Below are 19,767 nucleotides of genomic sequence, written 5' to 3' on the forward strand. Positions count from 1 at the left end.
TTATTTGGAAGGATATAAATTTTGGGTGTATTCCATTGAACATAAAATTATCTTTTTTAAGATTTCAATATCAATGTCGGCTAATTTTTTAATGTAAATGCAGGCTTTAGAAGAGGTATGTTTTCCAAGTTGAGACAAAAGTTCTTCTCTGTTTTCTTCTGGCAGATAAAAATAAACCGTCATAGCTGCTTTTCTTGGTGAGAATCCTGCTAATGGAGCATCGCCTTCGTGTCCGCTGTCGTATTTGTAATGGTAACTTCCAAAACCCACAATGCTTGGTCCCCACATTTTAGGTTCAAAACCTGTGACTTCCTTCATTATTTTTACCAATTCAAAAGCATCGTTTCTCTTTACTTCATTTTCTATAGCATTTATAAAATCGGTAACACTGTTAGAAGTTTCGGTTGTTTTGTTAGTCGCCATTTTTATTGTTTTTGATTGAATAAATCACTTTTTAAAAGCAGGTTTTTGATTGTAATTCCAGTTTTATAAAACAAATCAGAATTTGCATTCATTTCATTTTCTAAAACAATCATACTCACATCGCTTTCAGGGAAATACAAATTTACAGAAGAAAATCCATTGCCAAGACCAGTATGTCCATAATATTTAGGAGATTCTTTATCTACAATTCTAAGTCCGTAGCCATAGCCGACTTTTTCTTTTCCAAAAACATTATGCTGTGCCAGAATATTATATTGCAACATTAATTGATAGGTTTCTGGTTTTAAGATTTTTCCTTTGTGCAGATTGTTGTTCCAAATCAATAAATCATTTGCGGTTGAAACAATGCCGGCAGACGGAACTTTTTCTGGAGCAATTAGAGTATTTTCAGCTTTTTCTAAATGATTATTTTCATTCATATAACCTGTAACCAAATTTTGAGTATTGCCTTTAGCATAACAGAAAGTATTGTTCATTTTGAGTTTCTTAAAAAGAGCGCTCGCCATTTCTGCATACGTTTTCTTAGAAACAGATTCAATAATCAAACCTAGAAATGGATAACCTTCATTGCCATATTTAAATTGGCTTCCGGGTTTAAAAGCCAAAGGTTTATTAGGATCTACAATTCCGTGTGTATGATTTAACAATTGATGAGTGGTAATAGAATCTGCCCAGCTCTGTTTTAGATTTGGCAGATATTTTCTAATGGGAATTTGCAAATCTATTCTTCCTTGTTCCGCTTCTTTCATAATCAAAACCGCAGTAATCTGTCTCGTATTCGACATGATTTCAAATTGGCTGTCCATTTTTAAAGGCGTTTTTTTATCAAAATCTGCAAAACCTACAGCTTTACTGTAAATTGATTTCCCATTTTTAGAAATTAAAATTGTTCCATTAAATTTTGGCGAAGAAATGTTTAGTACGCTGTCAATTTGAGTAGAAAGCGTTGTCTTTTTTTGCGCAAACGAAATACAATTAGAAAATAGAAAAAATACGATTAGTAATGCAGAGAATCTAAAAATGGAATTCATTGAAAGGTTTATGGTTTGTTGTTTATAGTTTGTTGTTTTTGATATTTCTGTTTAAATTTTTAAAACATTCCATTTTTATTAATAGAATCTTTTGGAACAGGCTGTCCTAAATCCCAGAGTTCGATGATTTTGTCGCCATCAAATTTGAGAATATGTACAACTGCAAAACCAATATCTGAAGGTGTTTGTTTAAGATGCGAATGTACAGCAACCAAATTGCCGTCTTCTAAAATATGATGAATTTTAAAAAGCTTATTCGGATTTGTTCTGGCAGACTCCTCCATAGCGAGCATTAAAGTTTCTGCATCGCCTTTGAAGTAGGCATTATGATGTTTGAAATTCTTCCCAATATACAATCGAAAGCCTTCGTGAGAATGTCCTTTTGCTGCCAATTTCAGGAAGTTTTTAGCGATTTCTTTCTTAGTCATGATTCAGGATTTAAAAGCAAACTAAGTTATGAAATTAACCGCTATAAATTTTGCAGAAAAGAATGTAATATTTATAAAATTAAATGGCTAGCTGGTTTGATAAATTCCTTTTAAATTTTCTTTTTAGTTAAATGCTTGTCTAAATTCTAAAGGCGAAGTATTTGTCTTTGTTTTAAATAATTTACTAAATGATTGCTGATGCTCAAAACCGAGTTCGAATGCAATTTCGCTGATGGATAGTGCAGTGATCGAAAGCATTTCTTTGGCCTTTTCAATCAGTTTATTATGAATATGTTGCTGAGTACTTTGGCCAGTATGCGTTTTTAACAATGCACTTAAATAATTGGGAGAAACGTTTAAATTTTCGGCTATAAATTGTACTGTTGGAAGTCCTTTCTGTTTCAAAGAATCGTTGGTAAAATAATCTTCGAGCAATTTTTCCAAACGCGCTAAAATCTGATGACTGCTTATTTTTCTTGTGATAAATTGTCTGTTATAGAATCTCTCAGCATAAGTCAAAAACAAATCGATTTGGGCTATAATTACATCTTGGCTAAACTTATCAATATTAGATTGGTATTCCTGCTGGATATTTTTTATGATGTCAATTAGCATATTTTCTTCTTTATCAGAAAGATGAAGCGCTTCATTGACTGCATAACCAAAGTAATCATATTGTTTAATTTTATGCGCAAGCGGAGTATTCCAAAGAAAATCAGGATGAATCAATAATGACCATCCTGTGTGCTGCATTTCGGCATTTCCTTCAATAGAAAAAACTTGTCCTGGCGAAATGAATAATAAAACTCCTTCTTTAAAATCGTATTCCTGCTGACCATAGCGCATTTTTGCGTTGGCATTTCTTTTTAAAGCAATAGAATAAAAATCCAACATTAAGTTTTTTGGTTCTTCTTCGTTAAGATACTTTAAATCTTCAAAATTGTAAACGCTCACCAAAGGATGTTCGGGTTTAGGCAAATTTCTAAAATCATGAAATTCGCTTATTGTTTTAAATCGAAGAGGTTGTTGATTTGCCATAGGACAAGGTACTTAATTTTGATTGAAAATTGCCGTAAATTCTTTTGCATAATCTTCCAGCTTCGTTTTTCCTAAAACTGAAGGACGATTTTGATAGTAATCTTCGGCTAACAAACCGCTGTAAAGAGCTCCATACATTTCTACCAAACCTTGTGCAATTTTCGGCTGCATTCCAACAGCAATTAAACCGTTTAGTGTTTCTTCGTCGCTTATGAATTTCCATTTTAAATCTGGATTTCCGATTGCTTGACCTAGAATTTTTGCGGTCTGATCTCCAGAAAGTTCTTCGCTAGCGACATAACGTATTTTTTTTCCGTCAAGCGGAGTTGTAAGTTCTTCTGCAATTGCTTCTGCAATATCGTTTGGAGAAACCCACGGAATTAAGTGATCGGCACCATAATTTGCAGCGATAATTCCTTGATTTTTAATCATCGGAATATAAGCCAGCAAATTGTAGTAAAAAGAAGTCGGACGCATAAATGTAATCGAAACATCTGAAAGTTTATTCAAAACGGCTTCGATTTCATTATAACGCTGAATAATTCCAGAACCTTGTTTTAAATGCGCACCAATACTGCTTAGAAACACTACTCGTTTTACGTTAGATTTCGTGATGGCTTCTGCATAATTATTTCCAATTGTACGAGTAAAAGCATCTAAATCCAGATTCGGGTCAAAATAATTTGCTCGTGGAATCATGCAATATACGGCATCTGCTCCTGTAAATGTTTCGGTTAAAAATGCGACATCATTTACAGATCCAATGGCCGCTTGAGCTCCAAGGTTTTCAATTTCTGATTTTCTTTCATTGCTGCTTGCAATTACTGTAATTTGATGCCCTTCTTTTATTAAAGCTTTCGCTAAAGGCTTGCTAATGTTCCCTAGAGAACCTGTAATCGTAATTTTCATAATACTATTTTTTTGATAATGCAAAGTTGCACACCATCAGAGAAATAGATTTAGCCAAATCTATGATTGATGTAGTCTAAAATAATAGTATGAAATGTGATTCTATTTTTGGGACAATTTTCTTTCGGTTTCAATTTGAGGTTTTCCCGTTGCATTTGGCTCACCTTGTCCAGTTTCGATCAGTTTTTTTAAACTATTCTCAATATAATTAGTCCAGCCGGCTTTGCAAACGTCAAAACATTCGTATTCTGGAACCAAACCAATATGCGTAAAAACAAGTTTGGTTTTATTTTCCTGTTGCGAAATGTCGAAAACGGCTGTTGTGTTCGTCCATTCGGTATCGTCTTTGGTAAAGCTGAAATAATTTTCTTCAATCAACCAAACGATTTTCTGATTCGGAATTACTTCAATCAACTTTATTTTACAGCGGTGTACATCTTCGTAATGGTATTTAAATTCGTCACCTTCATTTGCGGTTTGGCCTTCAATTTCTTCCGACCACCAGCCGCGAACATTTTGTATGGCTTTAAAAACGTCTTCTGGTGATTGATTGACAATTATAGTTGTGGTAAAATCTTGCGCACTCATAATGAATTGATTTTAAATTGTAAAGTAAAATTACAATCTAAAGATCAATTATTTACGGTGTTTAAAAGACAATTTTAAGGTGTGTTTCGGACAAGTGTTATTTAAGATTTCTGATTTTAGATTTTAGATTTTTTTTGGAATTTGGAATTTAAAATTTTGGAATTTTAATCAAAAAAACTTCCTGATTCTTTCTGGTATTTTATTAATCAAATCAAAATGTGTTGCCATTACATTTTCAAGTTCTAAAGTTCCGCCTAGAATAATCATTTCTTTATGCGTAAAACGTTTTCCAAGACGATCTTCGAGCATGATTTTTTCCATGCTTTGCGCCATTTCAATTTCATGCAAGAAAGCATTCGGGTGTCCGGCTGTGCAAATTACAAGTCCGTACGGAATGGTTTTCATTTTTCTCGAAGTCTCATTTTGTCCGTAAGCGTACCCAACTGAATACACGCGGTCAAACCAGCCTTTTAATTTTGCAGGACAATCGCTCCACCAAACGGGATATAAAAAGATAATGCAATCTGCTTTTTCTATTTTTTCTTGTTCGGCTAAAACATCAGACGGAATCGGAAGTTCTGTTTTGGCAAAACCTTCACGTTCGTACTCTTCCTCAGACATATCGCTAGCAAAATTCGACGCGTATAAATCAGAAATAGCAACATTCCATTTTTCTTTGGCTAAGGCAAGTTTTAACCTTTCCAGAACCTGAAAAGTGTACGATTTTTTGCTCGGATGCGCGTAAACAATTAAAATATTCATTTCTAGATTTTTAGTTATTTTAAAAGTATTTCTGATTTGTACGAAAATACGAATTAAATCAAAATAAAATTATTCTTCAGAAAATTCTAAAATATCTCCTGGCTGGCAATCTAAAACTTTGCAGATAGCTTCCAGTGTACTGAAACGAATGGCTTTTGCTTTGCCTGTTTTTAAGATCGAAAGATTGGATAAAGTGAGGTCCACTTTTTCTGATAGTTCGTTTAATGACATTTTTCTTTTAGCCATCATGACGTCTAAATTTACTATAATAGGCATAATTTTTCGTTTAAATGGTTAAATCAATTTCAGACTGAATTTCGATTCCTCTTTTGAAAATTTGGCCAATGACAAACATTACAATAGCCATAAAAATCCAAATGCTGTGGCCTTCAAGATTAAGTGATTCTAAAGAAGGAAGTTTTACGCCATTTAGAATCAGCCAATTGTTGAATTTGAAAGCCCAGTAAGAAAATAATCCAATTCCAAAAGCTAAATAGGAGAGATAAGAGATAAAGCGCCCAGTTTCTGCGGTAAATGGTTTTTCGATATTTAATTTTTTCTCGTGCAGCATTTTGACAATCAGATAAAACATAATAGCTTTTAAAATGGCAACAATGCTGATAAAACAGAATTCCTGAATGTAAAAACTCGGACTGTAATTGTACAAATCAAGCAAATTAAGAAAACGAGCGTTATACGAATTTATCGTCATCGTATAAATTCCGTTAAAAAGATACATTCCGGCTTCTACACATAAGCCGACAAAAATAATCCAAGATAAAACATTCAGGATTTTTAGAATCTGTGGTGTTCCAATTTTAATTTCCATAGCAGTTAAGATTAAAATTCATTGCTGCTAAAATAATAAAAATTTATTGATAAACAATAAATAAATAGTTTTTATCAAAAAAAAATCTTCTACATTAAAATTTGCAGAAGCTTCAGTTTTATATTTTAGATAAGGATTTTAGCGAAGTACTTTTCGTTCGTTTTCCAGCATTTTTTGGATATTAAAATAAATTCCGTCTACTTTATAAACGCCTTTTTCAAAACTTAGATAATCACAATCGCCAACAAGTGATTGTCCTTTAGATTCAATTTCAAAAAGATTGAGCAAAATATATTCGTGATCGACCATTAAGACATGAAAACCAGTTTCGCAATTCTTGCCGTCGCCAGAAGAAAGAATTACATTCATAATACTGTGAAATTTAAAATAGGTTGCTTTTGCTGCAGCCTCGTCACCTTTTAAATGATAAATATAGGCTAGATAATTAAGCTGTCGCAAGTCAAACGGGAAGTCGGTTATAGAATTATTGGCCAGTTTGATAATCTCATCGTAATCAGAGGATTCAAGGGTTTCTTTATTGTAATAAGTGCGCAGTTTTTCATCATCTGGCGATGTCCAAAAGGCATTGTATTTGGGCTGGAAAACATAACCAAGATACAAATGTCGGTATTCTTCAGGGTTTAAAAGCGTATCGTTTTTTACAAGCCTTTCCATTAATTTCGGATAAAAGAACTTCGAATTTTTATCGGAGATTTCTTTTTCGATTGCTTTATAATCTGGTTTTGTAAAACCAGCATCTTGCGCATTCAATTGGATTCCGAAACAAAAAACAAAAATAAGGAGTAGTTGTTTTAGCATGATTTATAAGGTTTTAGGTTAGAGTTTTGGTCTTACTAAAATACAAATTATTCTGACACAAAACCCTTCTATAAATGCTAGTAAAGCCACTTCTTATAAAACGACAATATTAATTTTCTGGAGTATCCACAATCCATTTTCCTTTTTCTTTGGCAATATCGATTAACTTTTGACCGTGCTCCGTCATTAAATTTTGCTGAATCATGCGCTTAGCTCTTTCAATATTGGGTTTACTCCATTTACTGGTTTTCGGATTTCGATGAGAGAAAGTAAGATAGTAGCTTTCGGCATCTCGTTTTTTGCAGAGACTGTCAATCCAGCCAAAACAAAGCGCTTCTTCTGTTGCTTCGACTAAATTGACGCTTTCTGTTTTACTTTTTTTGTGATACAAGATTAACCAAACCGATTTTTCTGTCTGGCTATTTGCCTCGAGCCAATTGCGCCAATCTTGTCGGGTTGGCGCGTAAACCGCTAATTTTCCGTCTTTAGTTTCCATCTCTTTAGTTTTATTTTATAAAAGTAAAAGGAGTTTGTGACAACAGTGTGTCAGCAATAAAATTAAAACTAAAAAACTGGAAATTAAAATGTTATGAACTTTTATTAATGCCCAAGCTGTTTTCTTAAATCTAAATTAAGGCTGTATTGTTCTTCAACAGGAATCATTTTTCTTTGAACTTTGTTGATGTCGCTTCCTTCTTCAGTCCATAAAAACGGATAAAAATTGAAAACCTGATCACCCTGTAATGTAGCAAGATCTTTTTTCCAGTTTTCCCAGCGGCTGCCAGAATAATATTTGTCTAAATCATTATTAAAACAAAATTCTAAAAACTCAGAATAAGTAATGTCAAGCTTTTCGTATTCTAAATTGTCTGGCGCAAAATAATATACTTTTCCAAGATCTTCGCCAAGCGCGCCTCCGTTCAAAATATAAAATCCGCCCAAAGCATCATCAGCAATTAGAAAAAATGAAGGGGCTTCGCCATATTCTTTAAAACTTTTTCCTTTGTTCCATTCCGGAAGGCTTCGGGTAAGTTTGGTACTTCCAGAACCCAAAATTCTAATCCAGCCATTATCAATTAATATTCCGCCAGTTTTATAAACAATGGCGCCCATTGGTGAACTTGTTGTAACTTGTGTATTATATAAAGCATCTTTAGCTTTTTGAGGATCTACGGGTAGAATTTCTATTTTATTTTTGGCAGAATCTGTCCATTCTTTTACAAGTTTCCATCCAGAATCTTTCTGATCTATAAGTTCGTTTACTGGTCGCATTTTTGTCTGAGAATAAGAGGTAATAGTTAAAAAAATAAAGGCGGTTAAGGATAAAAATTTCATTTTGGTTGTATGTGTTTTTGGTTTTTTGGTTGATTATTTCAGTCGGATTAAAACTCCTTTTCGTTTGACAATGTTTTTATAATCCCATTGAATTTCTCTGCCTTTTTCAAGCCAGCGTTTCAGATCTTGTTCTTCTATTTGGTCGGCATTTGTATAACGTTTTTCAGCTGCTTTAAACGAACCTTCATTCTGAAGTTTTTCTTCTTCAAAAGATTGTCCGCTCCAGAAAAGCAGTCTGACAGAATCTTTTAATTTGCTGTAACCAACAATCGGATTTCCGTCTAAAAACCAAACGGGATGTGCGTGCCAGATTTTATTTTCGGCTTCAGAAAGATTCTTGCTTATAACCGCATAAAGTTTATCGCAAATTGCTTTATTTTCTGCTGTTTGCAAATCATTGTAATCTTGAATCGGATTCATTTTTTTTAGCTTTTTTCAGTTATACAATCTCTTTTGTTAACTCAAATAAAATATAAGTTCCGTTGCCTGAATAACCTCTGGATTTTTCTGTAAATCCTTTTTTGATATAAAATTCAATTGCTTTGGTATTGGTTTCAAGGCATTTTAAAGTAATAGGAAACGTAGCTTTCTGCATAGCAGCTTTTAATAATTCGGTACCAATATTGTTTCCTTGATATCGATTATCAACGTAAAGATGATGAATAAAATTGTTGGGCATCCAGACCGAAATGAATCCAACAAGAACATCGTCTAGAAAAGCCGTTAGAATATATTCTCCCTGCGTTTGCTTGTCAAAATCTTCTAATTTGAATTCAGATGTGTCTTGCTCTGCAAAGGTACGTTGTCTTTCACTTAAGAAAAGTTCTCTTAGAGGCTGTGAATCGATTTCTCTAAATTCTATTATGCGTATCATTTTAGAATTGAATTAAGCCTTATTATTTCGGTTCAAATCGGTAATTAATAAAGGATTATTTTCTTTTAATTTATCGACCAATTCTTCTACCGTAATTTGATTTTCAAGAATAGCATTGTATTCTTCTCCAGTTATCCCGACAATCTGTAAAAAGGAAACTTCTCCATGCGGAGTCTGTTTCTTTTCGATTTCGGGATCATTTATAAAAAGGAGTGCGATAATTTCAGTTTCTGTTCCTAATCGAATTGGTCCATTTGCGGGCATGTAATGAAACTCTTCAAACCATTTTCCAGAACTGAAAACATATTTGGCAATATTTTGAAGCAGTGCCACCGCCCAACTCGGGTTTTCGTTATCAGCTTCAAATGGTTTTAGCCTAAAAGTAAGCTCAAATCCCCATTTGCTGAATTCGCCATTGACTTTTTCTTCATCATAATACAATTCAGAAAAACCGTAAGTAACAAAATGATAATGATCTTCTTGCTTTTTGCTTTCGTAATAACTCACGCCGTCAAGCGGATTATCGCCGCCCAGCATATAACTTATAGCGGGAGCAAAATGTTTTGGCTCCTGACCAGGATAAAGACGATCAAATTCCTTGTCGATTTCTAGCCATCCAACAGCATCTTCTTCTGAAAATTCTTTTTTATACTCTTCTAATGTCATCGTGTGAATTTTTAACAGAGACAAGATATAGATTTTACGATAAAGAGTAAATTAAGTTTTGGTTTAATTTTTCGAAAAAAAAATCCGACTTCAGAAGAAATCGGATTTTTACTTTTTTAGATGCTGATTTACAATTGTGTAACTTTTCCTGTATGAACATCATATCGCATAGAGATGATATTTACTTTGTGTTCTTTTACAATTGGGTTATCCTGAATCATTTTAGTCGAATGTTTGATGTTGGCATCAATTGCTCCTAAGTAATTGGTTGCCTTTGGAGTAGTTTTATCTGCGTCTATCTCTTCTTTTTCGTTGGCAATGGTTTCAACAATATTATCAATGTGATTAAAGTGTTTTTTGTAAGCTCCATCTTTATCGTTTATGTAGGCTTTTACAGCCCCACATTCCGTATGCCCAAGAATGATAACAAGCTTCGTGTCTAAATGTTCTACTGCATATTCGATACTTCCCATATCAAGGTCAGAGAGTAGATTCCCAGCATTTCGTATTACAAAAAGATCTCCGATTCCTTGGTCAAAAACAATTTCTGGCGAAACCCTACTGTCTGAGCAAGTTACAACAACAGCAAATGGTTTTTGGCCGTCTTGATTGGCAAGAACAGTTTTCTTGTCTTGGTGCGGATGTTTTGATTTTCCGTCTAAGAATCTGTTGTTTCCTTCGATTAATTCGTTTACAGGATCTGATTTAATTTCTTTAACGGCTGAGGCATTTTGATCTTGGTGATTTTGACAGCTAATTGCGGAAAAAATAAAAATTAGTGCTAGAAATGCAGCTATAATAACTTTTTTCATTTTTCAAGTTTTTAAAAATTTTAATTTGTTTAAATAACTTGGCAAAATTATTTTCAATCGCTTTTTTGATCAGCCTCCAGAAGTTTTTTTTATATTAAATAAAAGTTTTTTAAATAAATGAAAAACTTTTTAATGTTTTTATTATCAGATTGTTGGTATAAAACGATTTACCCCACTTTTTTTATCAGCTGAACTGCTGCTTGCTGTAAACCTTTGTAATAATCTCCTTTTTTCAATTCTGGAATAGAATAAGTTGAAATAATATCTTTCATTTCCTGATCGCTCATTTTGGCACGTATTTTATCAATTCCCTGAACCTGAATTTGTCTTAGTTGTTTGCTTATGACAATTAAAATCGAAGTGTCAATTTTTAATTTTGAAAGCAGATATTTGTCTAAATCCATAGAATAATCGGTTAAATCGGTATACGGATTTATAGAAGATGTAGTAACAACAAGCAGTTTGATTTTTGTTTTTTCTTCGCTAGATTTTAAAAAGTCGTTTAATTCTTTAATTTGACTGGGAGTCAGAATTTTTTCGAAGTCATTTACATAATCATACGATTTTGCAAAAATAGAGGGATCGACAGGTTTTGTTTGCGCTGAAGAACAATGTGTTAAAAAAAGAGCAATTGTTAAAAAGAATACTAATTTTTTCATGACAGATTTATTTGGGCGCTGCAAAATTAGGGCTTTATTATTTAAAATCGGTCTTCAAATTGTGAAGAAAAATTAATATTTATTCTGCATAGAAAGTATAAAAAAATCCGATTTACTTACTAAATCGGATTTTTGAATTTTTATTGAAGAAGAGGCAGTAAATGATCCCATTTTAGCTCTTTAGCAAAATCTAAAGCTGTTTTTCCGCTGTTGGTTTTGGCATTTTTATCTGCACCATGTTCTAGAATAACCTCGACTGAACTCTGGTTTCCTGCAATCGCTTCGCGGTGTAAAAAGGTAAAACCTAAATCGTCTTGCCCGTTTACTTCTTCCGGATTATTTTTTAAGAATTCGATTAAACTTTCTTTCATGTTTTTGCTCATAGGGTGTTCGATTAGATTTTCAGGTTTTTCGTTCTGTTCAAAAACGACTTGAATATCATTAAAATCACCAAATTCTAATCCCCAAGCTTCATCGTGCGCTGCTCTTTCGTCGTCGCTCATTTCAGAACGCATAGCATGAATAGTAAATGCTCCGTAGGTTTTTCCCTGAGAAGCAAATAGCCAATCGCTAATTTGATTAACGGGAATTGCAATTTCGTCGCCGTTATTTACATTCGTCAATACATCTGGATCATTTACTAGAATGCCGTATATATTTTCGCCGTCAAAGTTTACATCATTAATCCACATGTGTTCGACTTCGATTTCACCGTCTATTTCTTGCGTAAAAGCCAGTTTTACACACGCAACATCCAATCCGGGAACTATTCTTCTGTATTCCCAAGATAATTCTCTCCAGAAATATTTAAAAGTTTCCTGAGCTTTTTTGTAAGCTTCAATCATTTTTGGGTTTTCTCCGTCGGCGTAGAATATTTTTGTATCAGACATGATTTAAAATTTTATATTTCTTGTAAGATAAATAATCCGACTTACTTCTGCAAGCCGGATCAAAATTTAAAATCTGTTTTTACAATTATTTAATTTTAAAGTTCTTTTTCCAATAAAAATATACAGCAGCTATATTTATTGTAGCAAGTATCCATAATAATGGATTGCTGAAGAAATCCTGATAGGTATTGCCTTTCGGAATTTCTACTAACGGAACAAATAGCAAAGCATCCATAAAAACGGCTGTAAAGGACATAATGATGCCAAGTTGAATCCCAGATAAATTATTTTCTTTTTTATAATAAAAGGAAGCTCCGATAAAAGAATAAAAGATAATTAATATACAAATAATGATGGTTTGCATGTTTAATGATTCTTTTACAACTGGTGTATGCTCTAGGATGAAAAAAGATGTTGCGACACAAATCCAGAGTATTAATCCAGATAGAACGGCTCTGAAATATTTCATGACAGCTGATTTACTTCATTCCAAATTCTAGTTTGAGCAGTTTTCTTAACGTATTCTGAGAAGGTGGTTGCTTTTCGTTCAAGGATTTTTTCAATGTCGTTGGTAATGCTTGAATTTCGTCCGTCTAAAACTTCAGAAAAAAGATAATTTACCAACCAAATTTCATCTTCTGGAACCTGATATTCGCGAAGCATATTTACGTATTCGTCTAATTCAAGTGGCTGAAAAACAATATTTCTTTCTGTCACTCTTGCTATTTCTGCGACAGCTTGTTCAAAAGTAAGCAATTGCGGGCCAGTTAATTCGTAAGTTTTCCCGTTGTGTTTTTCGTCTAATAATGCTTCTGCAACTACTTCGGCAATATCGTCTGCATCGGTAAAAGGTTCTAGGGTTTCAGCTTTTGGCAATGCGACGTATCCAGCCAAAATGGGTTCTAAAAATATGCTTTCGCTAAAGTTTTGATTGAACCAGCTTGCTCTCACAATTGTCCATTTTTGCGCAGTTGCTTTTACGATTTCTTCGCAAATTTGGGCTTCTTTTTCGCCTCTTCCAGAAAGAAGTACAATTTTTTCTACTCCGCTTTTCACTGCTTGAATACTAAATCGCTTAATGATTTCTGGTGCTGAAGGAACTGCCAAATCAGGCTGAAAAGTAAGATAGATTACATTTATGCCTTTTAAAATCTCAGACCATGTTTCTGGTTTTTCCCAATCAAATGATGGATTTCCAGAACGCGATGCGATTGTGATTTCAACATTTTCTTTTTCGTTTAATAATTGTGCTACTCTTTTTCCAGTTTTTCCGTTTCCGCCTATCAGCAGAATTTTTGTTGTTTTCATGATAAATTGTTTTTTGATTATTGATAAAGCAAAGTTGCAATGATCATCACAAAAACATTTGTCGGAAAGGAATTAAGATTTGTTTGAAAGGAATTGTTTTTTGACTTCGTTTGGTCGTGATCCGAATTTTTTCTGAAAGGCGTTGGAGAAAGAACTTAAACTTTCATAACCTACATCCCAAGCGGCTTCTTGTACTGTTTTCTCGCTGTTGCAAAGCAATTCATAAGCTTTGTTTAAACGTTCTTCATGAATGAATTTGTAAACCGGAATACCGAATAATTCTTTGAAGTTCTTTTTTAATTTACTGCTGTTTAAACCAATTAATTTAGAAAGTTCTGTTATGGTTGGCGGTTTAGAATAATTTGTGCTTACGATATCTTTTGCCTGAAAAAGTTTTTCTTTGTCTTTTTCGGTAAGTTCTGTTTTCTTTTCTTCAGATAAAAGTGCAAAATAATGCGCCAATAATTCATTAACCTGACTTTTTAAAAATAAAAGTCTGGTGTTGCCAGAATAAGTGGTGTTGAATATTTTTTGCACAGCCAATTGCATTTCGAGCGTCATAAATAGAGTAGGGCCCTTAACAAAATGCGCATTCGGATTGACCAAGTCTGGCAATTGCTTTTCGAAAATTTCTCTTTCGGTCTGAGGCAAATTTTGAATGGTTTTTAGTTTGGCAAAAATACTGATGGACTGCAGCGGTTTTTCTGGAGCTATTTTATGTGCAAAACCCACTTTCTGATTTCCAAAAAATGAAATCGCTAAGCCAGTTGTATTCATTAAATATTTAGTCTGGTCGTTGTGCTTAATTTCTAATTCGACATTTCCAGAACCGTAAAAAGCAAAACCGACTGCATCGCCATCAATCTCGCATTTTTGCACAAACTCTTTATCAGAATTGGACTGCTCAATCAATACAATGAAATTGTTTACTTCTATAATATCGGTGGTCATTTTTTTGAATTAGATAATTTGGAAATTAGTCAATTAGATAATTTGGAAATGCTTAAAATTTAGTCAAATATACAAAAGTAATTTAAGGAGAAAATTGTTGTTTGAACTTAAATATATTCTCAATGTATGTCATCCTGACGAAGGAAGAATCTCCGCAAGTAGCTCGACAAAGATTGATTCTCTATGCGGAATTACTAACGGAGATCCTTCCTTCGTCAGGATGACAAACTTTGAACGAATTAGCAAAGACCACATAAAAAAATCCGATTCACTTTCGCAAATCGGATTTTATAAATTGAAAATTATATATAACTCCGTAAAGACGAATCTTTACTTTGTATATTTTTACAAGTGAATTACTTCGCCGTAAGCATCAGCTACAGCTTCCATAACAGCCTCGCTCATTGTTGGGTGAGGGTGGATCGATTTTAAGATTTCGTGACCAGTAGTTTCTAGTTTACGAGCTACAACTGCTTCAGCAATCATATCTGTAACACCAGCACCAATCATGTGGCATCCTAACCATTCTCCGTATTTAGCATCGAAGATTACTTTTACGAATCCGTCAGCAGCTCCAGCAGCTTTTGCTTTTCCAGAAGCTGAGAATGGAAATTTACCAATTTTTAATTCGTATCCTTTTTCTTTTGCTTGTTTTTCTGTTAAACCAACAGAAGCGATTTCTGGAGTTGCATAAGTACAACCAGGAATGTTTCCGTAATCGATTGGGTCAACGTGTAAACCTTTAATTTTTTCTACACAGTTAATTCCTTCAGCAGAAGCAACGTGTGCTAAAGCTTGACCTGGAGTAACGTCTCCAATTGCGTAGTATCCTGGAATATTAGTTTGGTTGTAAGCGTTTACTAAGATTTTGTCTCTGTCAACAGCGATACCAACTTCTTCTAATCCGATGTTTTCGATGTTTGTTTTGATTCCAACTGCAGAAAGTACGATATCAGCTTCTAAGATTTCTTCTCCTTTTGCTGTTTTTACAGTTGCTTTTACTCCGTTTCCAGAAGTGTCGATTTTTTCTACAGAAGAGTTAGTCATGATTTTTACACCCGCTTTCTTCATAGAACGCTCCATTTGTTTAGAAACGTCTTCGTCTTCTACAGGAACAATGTTTGGCATAAATTCTACGATGGTAACGTCTGTTCCCATTGAGTTGTAGAAGTGAGCAAACTCAACTCCAATTGCTCCAGAACCTACAATAATCATAGATTTTGGCTGAGTTGGTAATGTCATTGCTTGACGGTATCCAATTACTTTTACACCATCTTGAGGTAAGTTTGGCAACTCACGAGAACGAGCACCAGTTGCGATGATAATGTGATCAGCGCTGTATTCTGTAACTTTATTGTCTTTATCAGTAACGTCAAGTTTTTTTCCTGGTTTTAGTTTTCCAAAACCTTCGATAACGTCAATTTTGTTTTTTTTCATTAAGAATTGAACTCCTTTGCTCATTCCTTCTGCAACACCACGGCTGCGCTGAATAACTGCAGGGAAATCTTTATCGAACTCAGAAACTTTCAATCCGTAGTCAGAAGCGTGTTTAAGGTAATCAAAAACCTGAGCAGATTTTAAAAGCGCTTTTGTTGGGATACAACCCCAGTTAAGGCAAACTCCACCAAGATTTTCTTTTTCTACTACAGCTACTTTAAAGCCTAATTGAGAAGCTCTAATCGCTGTTACATATCCTCCAGGACCACTTCCTAAAACAATAACGTCGTATTTCATTTTTTTTGTTTTTAGTATTAACTATCGAAAATGAAGTTTGTATTTCCGAAACTCATCTTTCGATTTATTCTTTTGTTATTTGTGATTGCGAATTTAAGGATTTATTTTATATGAACACTTGAAAATTTGATTTTGCAACAGCAGATTTTGATATTTTCACATAGAACAAGGAAATTGTGAATTGCAAATTATGAATTGTGAAGTGTAAATCGAAATTTAGATCATAAAACTGAAAAAAGTTGTGAATTGTGAAATGTGAAATGTGAAATGTTTTCTGTAAAAAAATAAGCCACAGATTATTAGGATTAAAAAGATTTTTTTAAATCTGTGTTAATAATCTGTGGCTATTATATTTTTAATGTGAATGGTTCCTTCCGAAGTGTTGTAACGTTCAATCTGATAGTTGTTTAGGTTAAACTTTTGAAAAAAATCCGACCACAAATTGCACAAATTTTCACAAATTATTAAAAATAGTTTTGATTCGTGGTGAATCAAAAAAGCCACAGATTATTAGGATTAAAAGGATTTTAAAATCTGTGTTAATCTGTGTAATCTGTGGCTATTATATTTTCTATGCGAATGGCTTCGGCTTTGTTCAGCCTGACAACTTGAAACTTGAAACAAATAAACTTGAAACAAAATTTTTAAATCTTAACGTGCCCCCAGTTTTCTCCACTAGCGATTCTTCTGATTTGCATTTCGCTTACGCCAAATTGTTTTGCAATCATTTTAAGACGTGTTTTTTGTTCTGGTCTTGCGAGGATTTTTTTGATTAACATCACTTTTGTGGTGGTTAATTTTCGTCCGTCTGCTTTGAGATTGTGTTCAATTAAGTTCTTTTTGGCTTGGATAACGCGCGGACTTTTACGGCTGTGCGCCATCATTTCTTGTTTGGTTGCCCAGCGTAAATTGCGTACGTCATCGTTAGCCCTATTATAATCTAAGTGCAGAACGTATGTCTGATCTTCAGATTCTTTGGGAATGAAATATTGAGCAACTAATTTGTATAAGAAGAGATATTTATTAACGATTTTATCGTCTTTTTTGACTTTAAAACGGAAAGTTGGGTATCCGTCGCTTAGTCCGCCTTTTAGGATGCGGCCGTTTTCAATTTCGTCTGTAAAACTTATTAATCGACCTCTGTTCGAAATGGCATATCTTAATTGTAATGAGGCGTTTATTTCTATTTCTTTGAATTTTTCATCAGGATAAAATCTATTTTGTGGCATTTTCTTTTACATTTGATTTCTACATTCTCAAAGATAAATAATAAACCAAAAATTCCTGCTATCTTCTTGATTGTGAAAGGTCAATTTTATGATTTCTATAACGCTAATTTAACGTTTTAAAGTGTTTTTAGCAGTTTTTAGTCGGATTTTAAATCACAATTTGTGAATTCTGCAGTTTTTTAATTTAGGAAACGAACATTAATTTATAGCTAAATAATGATTAAATTATTGATCTAGCCAGTTTTTGAAATTGTTGATTTCTTTTTTGCTGATGAAAATTGCGTCAGATTCTGCTGGCGGAACAGTCAAAATCAATTCGATTTTTTGATTAGAATGTTTTACAACTTCTTTAATGCTGTTTCTGGTAACAATATACTTTCGGTTTATTTTAAAGAAATTAAAAGGATCTAGGCTATTTATAATATCTGTTAAGGTATTATTGTACAAATAGCTGTTTCCTGATATTATATGAATGAAAAGGTGTTTTCCTGTTGCCGAAAAATAAGTGATTTCACTTTCGTTGATAGAAATCATTTTATAACCGTGATTTACTAAGAAATGACGCTGAATTTTACTGCTTTCAGGATTTTCTATTGCAACTAAAGATTCAAGGGTAGAATTGCTGTTAAAACTATCTTTTATTTTTTTGAATTTTTGAAGTGCTTCCAAAAGTTCGTCTTCTTCAAATGGTTTTAAAAGATAGTCAATTGTAAAATGTTTGAAAACAGAAATAGCATAAGAATCATAAGCGGTGATGAAAATTACTGGACAGGTAATAGTGGTTTTTTCGAAAATTTCGAGACTTTTTCCATCGCCTAAATGAATGTCCATAAAAGCGAGATCGACTTTGTTTTCGCTAAAAAAAACAACTGCTTCTTTTACCGATTTTAAAACGCTGATTGTTGCAATCGATAAAACGTCCTGCTGCTCTAAAATCGATTTTAGATAGCTAGAAGCAAGATGTTCGTCTTCTACAATGGCAATTTTCATTTTACGGAAATTTTGAACCGGTTATGTTGCAAAGATAATTTCAGTAATTCTTATTCGCAATAAACTGTGCATTTTCTTGTATAGAATTTATAAAAAAAGGTTCAGCTGTAAAAACTGAACCTTTAAAAAAAACAATAGGTGTATTATAGATTGGGATTGTTCAATCTCGCGTCTGCTGGATAAATAATAGTATAACGCGGATCATTTTGTATCAAAGTATAATCGCTTCCATCAACAGTATGAATGATTTGTTTTTGAGTAGTTCTTCTCAAGTCAAACCAACGATGTCCTTCTGCAGCAAATTCACGGCGTCTTTCGTCACCAATAAATGTTGCCAGATCAGTTGCGTTCATTCCATTAACAGAAGTGGTAAGCTGTACAAGACCAGAAGGATTGTATCGTTTTGCAATAAAATCTAATACAGTGGTTTTGGCATCTGCTACGTTATTTAACTCCAATAACGTTTCTGCTTTTGTTAAATACAATTCAGAAGTTCTAAAAGAACATTTTTGAGCATCTTCACCACCTTTTTGGATTCTAAAACGGCTTCCGCTTGCTAAAAAGTAAAGCGAATAACGTAAATCTGTCGTTTTGTTGTAGGTAGCAATTAAATCTGGAGAAGCATATGATGTCGCTTTCAAACTGTTGATAAAGGTGTTTTCAAGCGCTAAGATAGATTCTACGCCATCATATCTGTTAGCCAAAACTTTTGTTGCATTTAAATCAACTAAATTATTCTTAATTGCCAATGCTTTGTTTGCTGCATCGAGAGATTTTTGCCATTGTTTTTGGTACAGATAAATACGGCTTTCTAAACTATATAAAGAAGATTTTGAAAAACGGTAATTTAATCCTTTTGGCTGCGATACGACATTAAGCAATTTTTCTGCTTCATTGGTGTCAGAAATAATTTGATTGTAAATTACTTCTACAGTTTCAGGAATAAAAGCCTGTTCTAAATCGATCTCTAATGCCAATGGTACTGCTTTGTCGCTTGCTGCAGTTGTGGCATTGTAAGGTTTTGCAAAAAGATTAACCAAATCAAAATACGCCATTGCTCTTAAAGCGTAAGCTTCTCCAATTAATTGGTCTCTTTCTGCAGAAGTTTCGATTTTTTTAGAAGCTTCATTGATTAAAACATTCGTGTAAAAAATGACATTATATAAATTCTTATATTGAAAAGAAGTTGTAATCTTGTCTGGATTAGAATCTTTCCAAGTATAGATGTCTTTGTAATAGATAAAGTCATCGCTAAATTCATTCATTATAAGTCCATCTGCACGAACTTCAGTCAATGATTTATGTTGTGGATAAACTGAATATCCTGTTGTTAAAACGGCGCGAAACTGTGGTAATGTTTCTGGGATTACTTTACCAATAGGCGTTACATCCAGATAATCATCGCAACTGCTTACGGTTAGCGCTGCGATAAAAAACAATATATATTTTGAGTATTTTTTCATCTTTTGAT

The 19,767-nt window shown here is 33.5% G+C and carries 25 protein-coding genes; all 25 read right to left on the reverse strand.

Annotated elements, in window-relative coordinates:
* The gene (locus tag ACWA1F_RS20090; RefSeq protein WP_456896330.1) at positions 1 to 423 is read right to left on the reverse strand and encodes a DUF1801 domain-containing protein; all 423 of its coding nucleotides are present in this window, start codon (positions 421 to 423) and stop codon (positions 1 to 3) included.
* Between the two features lie 2 nt (positions 424 to 425).
* Positions 426 to 1,475, reverse strand: coding sequence for a serine hydrolase domain-containing protein (locus tag ACWA1F_RS20095; protein WP_456896332.1), 1,050 nt, complete (start codon positions 1,473 to 1,475; stop codon positions 426 to 428).
* Between the two features lie 59 nt (positions 1,476 to 1,534).
* Positions 1,535 to 1,903 carry a nuclear transport factor 2 family protein gene (locus ACWA1F_RS20100; RefSeq protein ID WP_456896334.1) on the reverse strand — a complete coding sequence of 123 codons (369 nt, stop codon included), beginning with the start codon at positions 1,901 to 1,903 and terminating at the stop codon, positions 1,535 to 1,537.
* A 123-nt stretch (positions 1,904 to 2,026) separates the two neighbouring features.
* Positions 2,027 to 2,941, reverse strand: coding sequence for a helix-turn-helix domain-containing protein (locus ACWA1F_RS20105; RefSeq protein ID WP_456896336.1), 915 nt, complete (start codon positions 2,939 to 2,941; stop codon positions 2,027 to 2,029).
* 12 nt (positions 2,942 to 2,953) lie between these two features.
* Positions 2,954 to 3,850, reverse strand: coding sequence for an NmrA family NAD(P)-binding protein (locus ACWA1F_RS20110; RefSeq protein ID WP_456896338.1), 897 nt, complete (start codon positions 3,848 to 3,850; stop codon positions 2,954 to 2,956).
* Positions 3,851 to 3,952: 102 nt separating this feature from the next.
* The gene (locus ACWA1F_RS20115) at positions 3,953 to 4,438 is read right to left on the reverse strand and encodes an SRPBCC family protein (RefSeq protein WP_456896340.1); all 486 of its coding nucleotides are present in this window, start codon (positions 4,436 to 4,438) and stop codon (positions 3,953 to 3,955) included.
* 168 nt (positions 4,439 to 4,606) lie between these two features.
* Complete coding sequence (locus ACWA1F_RS20120; RefSeq protein ID WP_456896342.1) at positions 4,607 to 5,200, reverse strand: NAD(P)H-dependent oxidoreductase; 594 nt, start codon at positions 5,198 to 5,200, stop codon at positions 4,607 to 4,609.
* A gap of 69 nt (positions 5,201 to 5,269) precedes the next feature.
* On the reverse strand, positions 5,270 to 5,476 hold the full coding sequence (locus tag ACWA1F_RS20125) for a helix-turn-helix domain-containing protein (RefSeq protein WP_057116634.1): 207 nt from the start codon (positions 5,474 to 5,476) through the stop codon (positions 5,270 to 5,272).
* A gap of 10 nt (positions 5,477 to 5,486) precedes the next feature.
* The gene (locus tag ACWA1F_RS20130) at positions 5,487 to 6,029 is read right to left on the reverse strand and encodes a DUF2975 domain-containing protein (RefSeq protein ID WP_456896345.1); all 543 of its coding nucleotides are present in this window, start codon (positions 6,027 to 6,029) and stop codon (positions 5,487 to 5,489) included.
* 138 nt (positions 6,030 to 6,167) lie between these two features.
* Positions 6,168 to 6,848, reverse strand: coding sequence for a DUF4919 domain-containing protein (locus tag ACWA1F_RS20135; RefSeq protein WP_456896347.1), 681 nt, complete (start codon positions 6,846 to 6,848; stop codon positions 6,168 to 6,170).
* 109 nt (positions 6,849 to 6,957) lie between these two features.
* Positions 6,958 to 7,344 carry a YdeI/OmpD-associated family protein gene (locus ACWA1F_RS20140; RefSeq protein WP_456896349.1) on the reverse strand — a complete coding sequence of 129 codons (387 nt, stop codon included), beginning with the start codon at positions 7,342 to 7,344 and terminating at the stop codon, positions 6,958 to 6,960.
* Between the two features lie 104 nt (positions 7,345 to 7,448).
* Positions 7,449 to 8,183, reverse strand: a complete 735-nt coding sequence (locus tag ACWA1F_RS20145; protein WP_456896351.1) for a DUF2625 domain-containing protein — start codon at positions 8,181 to 8,183, stop codon at positions 7,449 to 7,451.
* A 33-nt stretch (positions 8,184 to 8,216) separates the two neighbouring features.
* On the reverse strand, positions 8,217 to 8,603 hold the full coding sequence (locus ACWA1F_RS20150) for a DUF1801 domain-containing protein (protein ID WP_456896353.1): 387 nt from the start codon (positions 8,601 to 8,603) through the stop codon (positions 8,217 to 8,219).
* Positions 8,604 to 8,622: 19 nt separating this feature from the next.
* Positions 8,623 to 9,057: a GNAT family N-acetyltransferase gene (locus tag ACWA1F_RS20155; protein ID WP_456896355.1), complete on the reverse strand. Its 435-nt coding sequence runs from the start codon at positions 9,055 to 9,057 to the stop codon at positions 8,623 to 8,625.
* Between the two features lie 12 nt (positions 9,058 to 9,069).
* Positions 9,070 to 9,723 carry a suppressor of fused domain protein gene (locus ACWA1F_RS20160; RefSeq protein WP_456896357.1) on the reverse strand — a complete coding sequence of 218 codons (654 nt, stop codon included), beginning with the start codon at positions 9,721 to 9,723 and terminating at the stop codon, positions 9,070 to 9,072.
* Between the two features lie 128 nt (positions 9,724 to 9,851).
* On the reverse strand, positions 9,852 to 10,535 hold the full coding sequence (locus ACWA1F_RS20165) for a carbonic anhydrase (protein WP_456896359.1): 684 nt from the start codon (positions 10,533 to 10,535) through the stop codon (positions 9,852 to 9,854).
* Between the two features lie 167 nt (positions 10,536 to 10,702).
* A complete protein-coding gene (locus ACWA1F_RS20170; protein ID WP_456896361.1) occupies positions 10,703 to 11,194 on the reverse strand; it encodes a TPM domain-containing protein in 492 nt (163 codons plus the stop codon).
* A gap of 140 nt (positions 11,195 to 11,334) precedes the next feature.
* A complete protein-coding gene (locus ACWA1F_RS20175; protein ID WP_456896363.1) occupies positions 11,335 to 12,084 on the reverse strand; it encodes a YegJ family protein in 750 nt (249 codons plus the stop codon).
* Between the two features lie 85 nt (positions 12,085 to 12,169).
* Complete coding sequence (locus ACWA1F_RS20180; RefSeq protein WP_456896365.1) at positions 12,170 to 12,553, reverse strand: DUF5367 family protein; 384 nt, start codon at positions 12,551 to 12,553, stop codon at positions 12,170 to 12,172.
* Positions 12,550 to 13,392: an NmrA family NAD(P)-binding protein gene (locus tag ACWA1F_RS20185; RefSeq protein ID WP_456896367.1), complete on the reverse strand. Its 843-nt coding sequence runs from the start codon at positions 13,390 to 13,392 to the stop codon at positions 12,550 to 12,552. Before ACWA1F_RS20185 ends, ACWA1F_RS20180 begins: the two co-directional genes overlap by 4 nt.
* 72 nt (positions 13,393 to 13,464) lie before the next feature.
* Positions 13,465 to 14,343: an AraC family transcriptional regulator gene (locus ACWA1F_RS20190; RefSeq protein ID WP_456896369.1), complete on the reverse strand. Its 879-nt coding sequence runs from the start codon at positions 14,341 to 14,343 to the stop codon at positions 13,465 to 13,467.
* Positions 14,344 to 14,688: 345 nt separating this feature from the next.
* On the reverse strand, positions 14,689 to 16,077 hold the full coding sequence (gene lpdA / locus ACWA1F_RS20195; RefSeq protein ID WP_194139878.1) for a dihydrolipoyl dehydrogenase: 1,389 nt from the start codon (positions 16,075 to 16,077) through the stop codon (positions 14,689 to 14,691).
* Between the two features lie 644 nt (positions 16,078 to 16,721).
* Complete coding sequence (locus ACWA1F_RS20200; RefSeq protein WP_306159970.1) at positions 16,722 to 17,306, reverse strand: NUMOD4 domain-containing protein; 585 nt, start codon at positions 17,304 to 17,306, stop codon at positions 16,722 to 16,724.
* Positions 17,307 to 17,531: 225 nt separating this feature from the next.
* On the reverse strand, positions 17,532 to 18,296 hold the full coding sequence (locus ACWA1F_RS20205; RefSeq protein WP_456896372.1) for a LytR/AlgR family response regulator transcription factor: 765 nt from the start codon (positions 18,294 to 18,296) through the stop codon (positions 17,532 to 17,534).
* Between the two features lie 143 nt (positions 18,297 to 18,439).
* Positions 18,440 to 19,759 (reverse strand): RagB/SusD family nutrient uptake outer membrane protein, encoded by a 1,320-nt coding sequence (locus tag ACWA1F_RS20210; protein WP_456896374.1) that lies wholly within the window; start codon positions 19,757 to 19,759, stop codon positions 18,440 to 18,442.
* Positions 19,760 to 19,767 lie beyond the last annotated feature (8 nt).

Source organism: Flavobacterium erigeronis (genome assembly GCF_054075165.1).

Excerpts from the sequence above, each read along its gene's own strand:
- ACWA1F_RS20100 (WP_456896334.1), bottom strand. The coding sequence starts at position 1,903 with ATGACTAAGAAAGAAATCGCTAAAAACTTCCTGAAATTGGCAGCAAAA.
- ACWA1F_RS20205 (WP_456896372.1), bottom strand. The coding sequence starts at position 18,296 with ATGAAAATTGCCATTGTAGAAGACGAACATCTTGCTTCTAGCTATCTA.
- ACWA1F_RS20185 (WP_456896367.1), bottom strand. The coding sequence starts at position 13,392 with ATGAAAACAACAAAAATTCTGCTGATAGGCGGAAACGGAAAAACTGGA.
- ACWA1F_RS20165 (WP_456896359.1), bottom strand. The coding sequence starts at position 10,535 with ATGAAAAAAGTTATTATAGCTGCATTTCTAGCACTAATTTTTATTTTT.
- ACWA1F_RS20175 (WP_456896363.1), bottom strand. The coding sequence starts at position 12,084 with ATGTCTGATACAAAAATATTCTACGCCGACGGAGAAAACCCAAAAATG.
- ACWA1F_RS20135 (WP_456896347.1), bottom strand. The coding sequence starts at position 6,848 with ATGCTAAAACAACTACTCCTTATTTTTGTTTTTTGTTTCGGAATCCAA.
- ACWA1F_RS20105 (WP_456896336.1), bottom strand. The coding sequence starts at position 2,941 with ATGGCAAATCAACAACCTCTTCGATTTAAAACAATAAGCGAATTTCAT.
- ACWA1F_RS20200 (WP_306159970.1), bottom strand. The coding sequence starts at position 17,306 with ATGCCACAAAATAGATTTTATCCTGATGAAAAATTCAAAGAAATAGAA.
- ACWA1F_RS20090 (WP_456896330.1), bottom strand. The coding sequence starts at position 423 with ATGGCGACTAACAAAACAACCGAAACTTCTAACAGTGTTACCGATTTT.
- ACWA1F_RS20180 (WP_456896365.1), bottom strand. The coding sequence starts at position 12,553 with ATGAAATATTTCAGAGCCGTTCTATCTGGATTAATACTCTGGATTTGT.
- ACWA1F_RS20130 (WP_456896345.1), bottom strand. The coding sequence starts at position 6,029 with ATGGAAATTAAAATTGGAACACCACAGATTCTAAAAATCCTGAATGTT.
- ACWA1F_RS20150 (WP_456896353.1), bottom strand. The coding sequence starts at position 8,603 with ATGAATCCGATTCAAGATTACAATGATTTGCAAACAGCAGAAAATAAA.
- lpdA (WP_194139878.1), bottom strand. The coding sequence starts at position 16,077 with ATGAAATACGACGTTATTGTTTTAGGAAGTGGTCCTGGAGGATATGTA.
- ACWA1F_RS20120 (WP_456896342.1), bottom strand. The coding sequence starts at position 5,200 with ATGAATATTTTAATTGTTTACGCGCATCCGAGCAAAAAATCGTACACT.
- ACWA1F_RS20170 (WP_456896361.1), bottom strand. The coding sequence starts at position 11,194 with ATGAAAAAATTAGTATTCTTTTTAACAATTGCTCTTTTTTTAACACAT.
- ACWA1F_RS20115 (WP_456896340.1), bottom strand. The coding sequence starts at position 4,438 with ATGAGTGCGCAAGATTTTACCACAACTATAATTGTCAATCAATCACCA.
- ACWA1F_RS20210 (WP_456896374.1), bottom strand. The coding sequence starts at position 19,759 with ATGAAAAAATACTCAAAATATATATTGTTTTTTATCGCAGCGCTAACC.
- ACWA1F_RS20145 (WP_456896351.1), bottom strand. The coding sequence starts at position 8,183 with ATGAAATTTTTATCCTTAACCGCCTTTATTTTTTTAACTATTACCTCT.
- ACWA1F_RS20155 (WP_456896355.1), bottom strand. The coding sequence starts at position 9,057 with ATGATACGCATAATAGAATTTAGAGAAATCGATTCACAGCCTCTAAGA.
- ACWA1F_RS20095 (WP_456896332.1), bottom strand. The coding sequence starts at position 1,475 with ATGAATTCCATTTTTAGATTCTCTGCATTACTAATCGTATTTTTTCTA.
- ACWA1F_RS20125 (WP_057116634.1), bottom strand. The coding sequence starts at position 5,476 with ATGCCTATTATAGTAAATTTAGACGTCATGATGGCTAAAAGAAAAATG.
- ACWA1F_RS20160 (WP_456896357.1), bottom strand. The coding sequence starts at position 9,723 with ATGACATTAGAAGAGTATAAAAAAGAATTTTCAGAAGAAGATGCTGTT.
- ACWA1F_RS20140 (WP_456896349.1), bottom strand. The coding sequence starts at position 7,344 with ATGGAAACTAAAGACGGAAAATTAGCGGTTTACGCGCCAACCCGACAA.
- ACWA1F_RS20110 (WP_456896338.1), bottom strand. The coding sequence starts at position 3,850 with ATGAAAATTACGATTACAGGTTCTCTAGGGAACATTAGCAAGCCTTTA.
- ACWA1F_RS20190 (WP_456896369.1), bottom strand. The coding sequence starts at position 14,343 with ATGACCACCGATATTATAGAAGTAAACAATTTCATTGTATTGATTGAG.